Here is a 6,077-nt window from a genome sequence, read left to right as displayed (position 1 = left end):
AGACGATTAAGCGAGATTACGTGGCGCACATGCCCAAGCCGGATCGAGAAACGGCGTTGCGTAACTTGGCAATTGCCTTCGAGCACTACAACGAGCAGCATCCACACAGCGCCTTGAACTATCGCTCTCCGAGGGAGTTCAGGCGCTTAGCGGCAGCATCAATTTAACGGGGAGTTGGTGTCCGGTTTGGTAGGGGCAAGTCCAGCCAGTTGATTCAATAGCTCGCGTCTAGCGGTCTGTAGTTGTTCACACATGACGCTTAAATCTACGTTGGGTACTTCTTCAAAAACCACAAGTACATCCTGAAGGTTGGCATCAATTAGACCTGTGGTCATCGGCTCAAAATACTCGCGAACTCAGATTGGGCCGCAACTCCTGCGCGAGTTCAATTAACGCGCGCAGTCGCGCCGGCACGAAGCGATGGCCCGAGTAGTAGAGCCTCAACCCACCAAACGACGGGCACCACGGGATCAATACCGGCACCAGGGCGCCGCTTGCCAGTTCTTCCTGGATGAACCACTCGGAAATGAAACCAATGCCAAGGCTCAACAACACGGCCTGTTTGATTGCCAGCATTTCGTTGGAGGCGAAGCACACTGGCAGATCCATCTGTACTTTCTGGCCATCGCGCTCCAATTCCCACTGGTATAGGCCACCATGGGCCATGCGCATACCGATACTCCGGTGGGTGAGTAGATCTCGCGGATGCTCGGGCACGCCGTGGCGTTCGAGGTACTCGGGCGTTGCTACCACGAGCATCCGGACGTCACCCGACAGTGCCACGGCAATCATGTCTTGCGGCACAGACTCTGCCAGGCGAATCCCGGCGTCGAAGCCACCGGCGATGATGTCGACCATGCTTGATTCGCTGACGATGTCGATGCGTACTTCGGGATAGCGCTGCGCGTACTGCTTCAATAACGGCTCCAGCAACAAGTAGGCCGCGCCATGCGGTGCATTGATGCGCAATGTGCCGCTGGGTTCATCGGGGCCGACGCTGGCCTCTTCGCCGGCACTCTTGATCTGTGCCAACGCAGGTGCGATGCGTGCCACATAGCGTTGGCCGATGTCCGTGAGGGCAACACTGCGCGTCGAGCGATTGAACAGACGTACCTTCAGGCGTGCTTCCAGACCAGCCACCGCGCTGCTCACGGCGGTAGTGGACATGCCCAATTCCTGTGCAGCGCCGCGAAAACTGCTGCGGCGCGAAACGGCCAGTACGACTTCCAGCTCGGTCATTCCTGATCTGTGCATGGATTGTCCTGAATATAAGGATGGTTCATATGCCAAAGGATGGCTTATCGGATTAATGAACCCTTCATAGACTTCATCACAATGGCTCGATTCAGGCGAGTCATTTTGAGCGAGGAGTCATCATGCAGCGCATTGAACACATCTACATCAACGGCGAGTTCGTTACGCCACACGGCCAGGAATGGTTCGACCTTCATAACCCGAGCACCGAGGAAGTCATTGGTCAGGTTCGGTTGGGCGATGCATTGGACGCACAGCGTGCCATCGCAGCAGCCAAGGCGGCGTTCCCGGCGTGGGCTCGTACAAGCCGGGAAGAACGCATTTCGGTATTGCAACGCATGCACCAGGCCGTGGCGGCAAAGGAGGAAGAACTGCTGGAAGCCATCCTCGTGGAATACGGCGCACCTGCGAATCGCGCGCGCTCGATGGCGACTTACCCGGCCGATGTGATCGCGCAAGCAATCGATGCACTGGAGGCGTTCGATTTTGAGGAGCAGGTCGGCATGGCCAGGGTCATTCTGACGCCCGTGGGCGTTGCCGGTCTGATCACGCCCTGGAACAGCAATGCGGGTTTCATCTGCAACAAGCTGGCCACCGCGCTGGCAGCAGGCTGCACTGCCGTCATCAAGCCAAGCGAGATGAGCGCGTTACAGACGCAGGTCGTGGTCAGTGCGTTGCACGAAGCGGGGCTGCCACCGGGTGTATTCAATATCGTCAACGGGCGAGGCGATGTAGTAGGTGAGGAAATCGCCCGTCATCCCGATGTTGCCAAGATCTCGTTCACGGGGTCGTCCGCTATCGGGCGACATCTGGTAAAAACCGGTGCTGACACCATGAAGCGTGTGACGCTCGAACTTGGCGGCAAGTCGCCCACCGTGGTGCTTGACGATGCGGATTTCCACGCAGTGATGCCGTTAGTAATGCAAACCGGATTTCTCAACAGCGGCCAGGCTTGTATCGCGGGCACTCGCATCCTCGTGCCACGCAGCCGGTTGGCAGAGTTCGAGCGGATTGCGAAGGAGGGTGTCTCACAGATTCAATCGGCTGATCCGCGAAACGCCAACACCGACATAGGCCCGATGGTGAGCCTGAAACAATGGGAGCGGGTGCAGCGCTACATCCGCACTGGCCACGAAGAAGGCGCGAGGTTGTTGGCAGGTGGCGAAGGTCGCCCGGAAGGCTTGCATGCCGGATGGTTCGTGAAGCCCACGATCTTCACTGATGCCAACAACCGGATGCGCATCGCGCGTGAGGAAATCTTCGGCCCCGTGCTGACGATCATCCCCTACGAGGATGATGCCGATGCGATCAGCATTGCCAACGATACGGACTATGGGCTGAGCGCCCTGGTGCTGGGAAAAAGCTCCGAACGTTGTATGAACGTCGCCCGTCAGATCGATTCGGGACGCGTGCTCATCAACACCTTGGCCCACGAACCGCGTGCCCCCTTCGGTGGATTCAAGCAATCAGGGCTTGGGCGCGAAATGGGCAAGTGGGGGATGAGCGCGTATCTGGAGCCCAAGACATTACTCAGGTACGACCCGTTGGAATGACTGGGCCAGTGGGGTCCGAAAGGCAGGGTTGCGCAAATGGCAGAAAAGATGCGGAAACGATCCGTGTAGGTCGAAGCAGAAGTCTCAAACCCCAGAAACGACAAAGCCCTGAATAATCAGGGCTTTGTCGTACATAAAATGGCGGAGGCGATGGGATTCGAACTCATGGACCTGTTACAGTCGACGGTTTTCAAGACCGTTGCCTTAAACCACTCGGCCACACCTCCGTTGCGTTGCGGGCGTCATAATACCTGAATGAAACACACTGTCAAACTCTCTGCATGGCTTGTTACAGAGCGTCTGTTATGATCTTTGCGACTGAACGTTTCAAACCAACAGGAGTGTCGCCATGCGCGAACAGGATTACGCAGTTAATAACAGCGTGCAGGCTGAGCAGCTAGAGGTTAGCCGCGTCCTGCGCAACACTTATGGCCTACTGGCTCTCACCCTCGCATTCAGCGGTGTGATGGCTTTTGTTGCCCAGCAGATGCGCGTTGGCTACCCGAACATTTTCGTGGTGCTGATCGGCTTCTACGGGCTGTTCTTCCTCACCAACAAACTCCGTGATTCCGCTTGGGGCCTGGTGTCCGCGTTTGCGCTCACCGGTTTCATGGGTTTCCTGCTCGGCCCGATCCTCAACCGATACTTGGGTATGCAGGGCGGCGCTGAAGTGGTCAGCTCGGCGTTCGCGATGACTGCACTGGTGTTCGGTGGTCTGTCGGCTTACGTACTGATCACCCGCAAGGACATGAGCTTCCTCGGTGGTTTCATCACCGCTGGGTTCTTCGTGTTGCTGGGCGCAACGCTGGCCAGTTTCTTCTTCCAGATCAGCGGCCTGCAACTGGCGATCAGCGCAGGTTTCGTGCTGTTCTCGTCCGTCTGCATCCTGTTCCAGACCAGCGCCATCATCCACGGCGGCGAGCGTAACTACATCATGGCGACCATCAGCCTGTATGTATCGATCTACAACCTGTTCATCAGCTTGTTGCAGATATTCGGCATCATGAGCCGCGACGACTGATCGCAGCCCGCTTCAACAAGAAACCCGCTTCGGCGGGTTTTTTGTTGCCCGAGAAAAAGGGTTGTGGCTATTGACTCTCGAAATGCCGGGAAAGGCTGGCATCTTTTGAAATGACCTGCAGCCGTGAGCATGCAAGAACGGCTGCCAAAACTCAGGCCCGCCTTCTGAAGCACCAACACGAGCTGCGCCAGTGGTACTAGAGGCTGTGGCAGCATTGCGGTCCGTTAGCGGCCAGACCTACACATCAGGTATCGACATCGACCTCGGCGCCTCCACCATCGGCAGGTCTGGAAAGATCCGAGCAATTGCGCCCCAGACCTGCAACAACTGCTCGAATAAACCGCTGTAGCCTCTGGATGTCTTGGCGTCCGGAGGTTTCAATCAGTTGACCACGATGCCGCCGTCGGCCTGTTGTTTGTAAATCGTATAGGGCAACAGCAAAGTGTCGAGGATGCCCGAGGCGGCCGCATCGACTAACAGGCCGAACGAGGCGTTGTTGTGGCTGAACGCATCGACGTCTTCCGGCTTTTCTGCGTGCAGCATGCAGAGGTCGTAGGTCACGCCGCTGTAGATTCGGGGGACGGCGCCGCAGTAGGTTTTCTTGGTTTTGAGCTGCTCGGTAGCACTCTTATCGCTCAAAACAACGGTCTGTACCGTGCCGCACCCGGTCAGTAACATCGCTACCAGCATCAATGCCTGAATTTTCATACCGCCAATCCTTGCCGGAAAAACCTCAATCTACCCCGATCTTGCGCCCAATGCACTCAAGCCATCGGTGGCAAACGACGCTTGACCGGGGTCTTCTTGACGATTGCCGTATTGGTTTCGGCCAGGGTATTGAGGCGATCGAGCAGGGTGTCGAGTTGCTCCATCGAGCGCACATGCAGTCGGGCGATAAAGCAGTCCTCGCCCGTCACCTTGTCGCACTCGGTGAATTCTGGAATCGACATGATCTGCCGCTCAACCTCTTGAAGCTGCCCCGGCAGCGGACGGACGCGGACGATGGCCTGTAATTGATAACCGAAGCACTTCGGATCAATCTCCACGGTAAAGCCCTTGAGCACGCCGCGTTCTTCCAGGCGCCGCAAGCGCTCGGCCACGCTGGGCGAGGACAGGCCACTGATCTGGGCCAGCGCCTTGAGCGAGCGCCGCGAATCTTCCATCAGTGCGCTGATGAGTATCCGGTCGATATCGTCGGTCATGAATTCAACTCCAGTATTAGGCTGTTTGCGTAAATAACCCGCGATAAGAAAGGTAGAAATCGAGTTTAGCCTGTTTATTGCGCTGGAGCGGCCGCGTGCCTGCTTGGCATACTTTTGCCACGCTTTCCTCCAACGTAAAGGAGATTTGATGATGGACAACACACTCCGTCGTGGCTCAATCGAGATGACCGCCGCCATGCTGATATCCGGGACAATCGGCTGGTTCGTGCTGATGTCCGGGCAGCCGGTGCTCGATGTGGTGTTCTGGCGCTGCGTGTTCGGTGCCGTCACCTTGCTGTTGATTTGCGCGGCGTTCGGTCTTCTACGCCCGGGCATTGTGACCCGCGCCACGTTCTTGCTGGCGGTACTCAGCGGCGCGGCGATTGTCGGTAACTGGGTATTGTTGTTCGCCTCGTACTCTCGGGCTTCGATTGCCATCGGCACGGCGGTGTACAACGTGCAGCCGTTTATGCTGGTCGGATTGGCAGCATTGTTTCTCGGCGAGAAAATCACCTTGCAGAAGCTGTTCTGGCTGGGGATTTCATTCATGGGGATGCTGGCGATTGTCAGTGCCCACGGCCAGCAAGGCGAGGGCGGTGATGACTATCTGATCGGCATCGCCCTGGCGTTAGGCGCGGCGCTTCTCTATGCGATGGCAGCGATGATCATCAAGCGCCTGACTGGCACGCCGCCGCACCTGATCGCACTGATTCAGGTGTGCACCGGGGTACTGCTGCTCGCGCCGTTCGCGCATTTCAGCGAGTTGCCGCAAGCGCCGGGTGCGTGGGCCAGTCTGCTGGCGCTGGGCATCGTCCACACCGGCCTTATGTACGTGCTGTTGTACGGCGCGATTCAGAAGTTGCCGACCGCACTGACCGGCGCACTGTCCTTCATCTACCCGATTGCCGCGATTTTCGTCGACTGGTTCGCCTTCGGCCATCGCCTGGAAGTGCTCCAGTGGGGGGGAGTGGCCGCGATCCTGCTGGCGGCCGCCGGTATGCAAAGGGGGTGGGGGTTCAAGAGTCGGCGACTGGTAACGCCGTAGCC

General features: G+C 57.7%; 7 protein-coding genes and 1 tRNA gene. 4 read left to right on the top strand and 4 right to left on the bottom strand.

What is annotated here, in order from left to right:
- Positions 1 to 167, top strand: a 167-nt coding sequence (locus AACY18_RS26910) for an integrase core domain-containing protein (protein ID WP_339466725.1), incomplete at its 5' end; no start/stop codon positions are given.
- Between the two features lie 172 nt (positions 168 to 339).
- Here the strand turns inward: AACY18_RS26910 and AACY18_RS26905 are convergent.
- On the bottom strand, positions 340 to 1,254 hold the full coding sequence (locus tag AACY18_RS26905) for a LysR family transcriptional regulator (protein ID WP_339466719.1): 915 nt from the start codon (positions 1,252 to 1,254) through the stop codon (positions 340 to 342).
- Positions 1,255 to 1,376: 122 nt separating this feature from the next.
- On the opposite strand from AACY18_RS26905, the gene AACY18_RS26900 reads away from it, so the two are divergent.
- Positions 1,377 to 2,807, top strand: coding sequence for an aldehyde dehydrogenase family protein (locus tag AACY18_RS26900; protein ID WP_339466717.1), 1,431 nt, complete (start codon positions 1,377 to 1,379; stop codon positions 2,805 to 2,807).
- Positions 2,808 to 2,946: 139 nt separating this feature from the next.
- Here AACY18_RS26900 and AACY18_RS26895 read toward each other — a convergent pair.
- Positions 2,947 to 3,034, bottom strand: a tRNA-Ser gene (locus AACY18_RS26895).
- 122 nt (positions 3,035 to 3,156) lie between these two features.
- Here AACY18_RS26895 and AACY18_RS26890 point away from each other — a divergent pair.
- Entirely contained in the window at positions 3,157 to 3,828 is a 672-nt protein-coding gene (locus tag AACY18_RS26890; RefSeq protein ID WP_008081508.1) for a Bax inhibitor-1/YccA family protein, read from the top strand.
- A 381-nt stretch (positions 3,829 to 4,209) separates the two neighbouring features.
- On the opposite strand, the gene AACY18_RS26885 is transcribed toward AACY18_RS26890, so the two are convergent.
- Both AACY18_RS26885 and AACY18_RS26880 read right to left on the bottom strand, forming a co-directional pair.
- Positions 4,210 to 4,536 carry a YceK/YidQ family lipoprotein gene (locus AACY18_RS26885; protein WP_339466711.1) on the bottom strand — a complete coding sequence of 109 codons (327 nt, stop codon included), beginning with the start codon at positions 4,534 to 4,536 and terminating at the stop codon, positions 4,210 to 4,212.
- A 56-nt stretch (positions 4,537 to 4,592) separates the two neighbouring features.
- On the bottom strand, positions 4,593 to 5,030 hold the full coding sequence (locus AACY18_RS26880) for an Lrp/AsnC family transcriptional regulator (RefSeq protein WP_339466709.1): 438 nt from the start codon (positions 5,028 to 5,030) through the stop codon (positions 4,593 to 4,595).
- A 151-nt stretch (positions 5,031 to 5,181) separates the two neighbouring features.
- Here AACY18_RS26880 and AACY18_RS26875 point away from each other — a divergent pair, with 151 nt between their 5' ends.
- Complete coding sequence (locus AACY18_RS26875; protein ID WP_339466707.1) at positions 5,182 to 6,075, top strand: DMT family transporter; 894 nt, start codon at positions 5,182 to 5,184, stop codon at positions 6,073 to 6,075.
- The last annotated feature ends 2 nt before the right edge of the window (positions 6,076 to 6,077 follow it).

The organism is Pseudomonas sp. EA_65y_Pfl2_P74, assembly GCF_963970575.1.
Lineage (GTDB): Bacteria > Pseudomonadota > Gammaproteobacteria > Pseudomonadales > Pseudomonadaceae > Aquipseudomonas > Aquipseudomonas baetica_A.
The sequence above is the reverse complement of the archived record's forward strand: the minus strand, read 5'-3'. Positions and strand labels throughout refer to the sequence as shown.

What these genes read in the sequence shown, in the direction of transcription:
- AACY18_RS26905 (WP_339466719.1), bottom strand. Translation starts at nt 1,254, where the DNA reads ATGCACAGATCAGGAATGACCGAGCTGGAAGTCGTACTGGCCGTTTCG.
- AACY18_RS26900 (WP_339466717.1), top strand. Translation starts at nt 1,377, where the DNA reads ATGCAGCGCATTGAACACATCTACATCAACGGCGAGTTCGTTACGCCA.
- AACY18_RS26890 (WP_008081508.1), top strand. Translation starts at nt 3,157, where the DNA reads ATGCGCGAACAGGATTACGCAGTTAATAACAGCGTGCAGGCTGAGCAG.
- AACY18_RS26885 (WP_339466711.1), bottom strand. Translation starts at nt 4,536, where the DNA reads ATGAAAATTCAGGCATTGATGCTGGTAGCGATGTTACTGACCGGGTGC.
- AACY18_RS26880 (WP_339466709.1), bottom strand. Translation starts at nt 5,030, where the DNA reads ATGACCGACGATATCGACCGGATACTCATCAGCGCACTGATGGAAGAT.
- AACY18_RS26875 (WP_339466707.1), top strand. Translation starts at nt 5,182, where the DNA reads ATGGACAACACACTCCGTCGTGGCTCAATCGAGATGACCGCCGCCATG.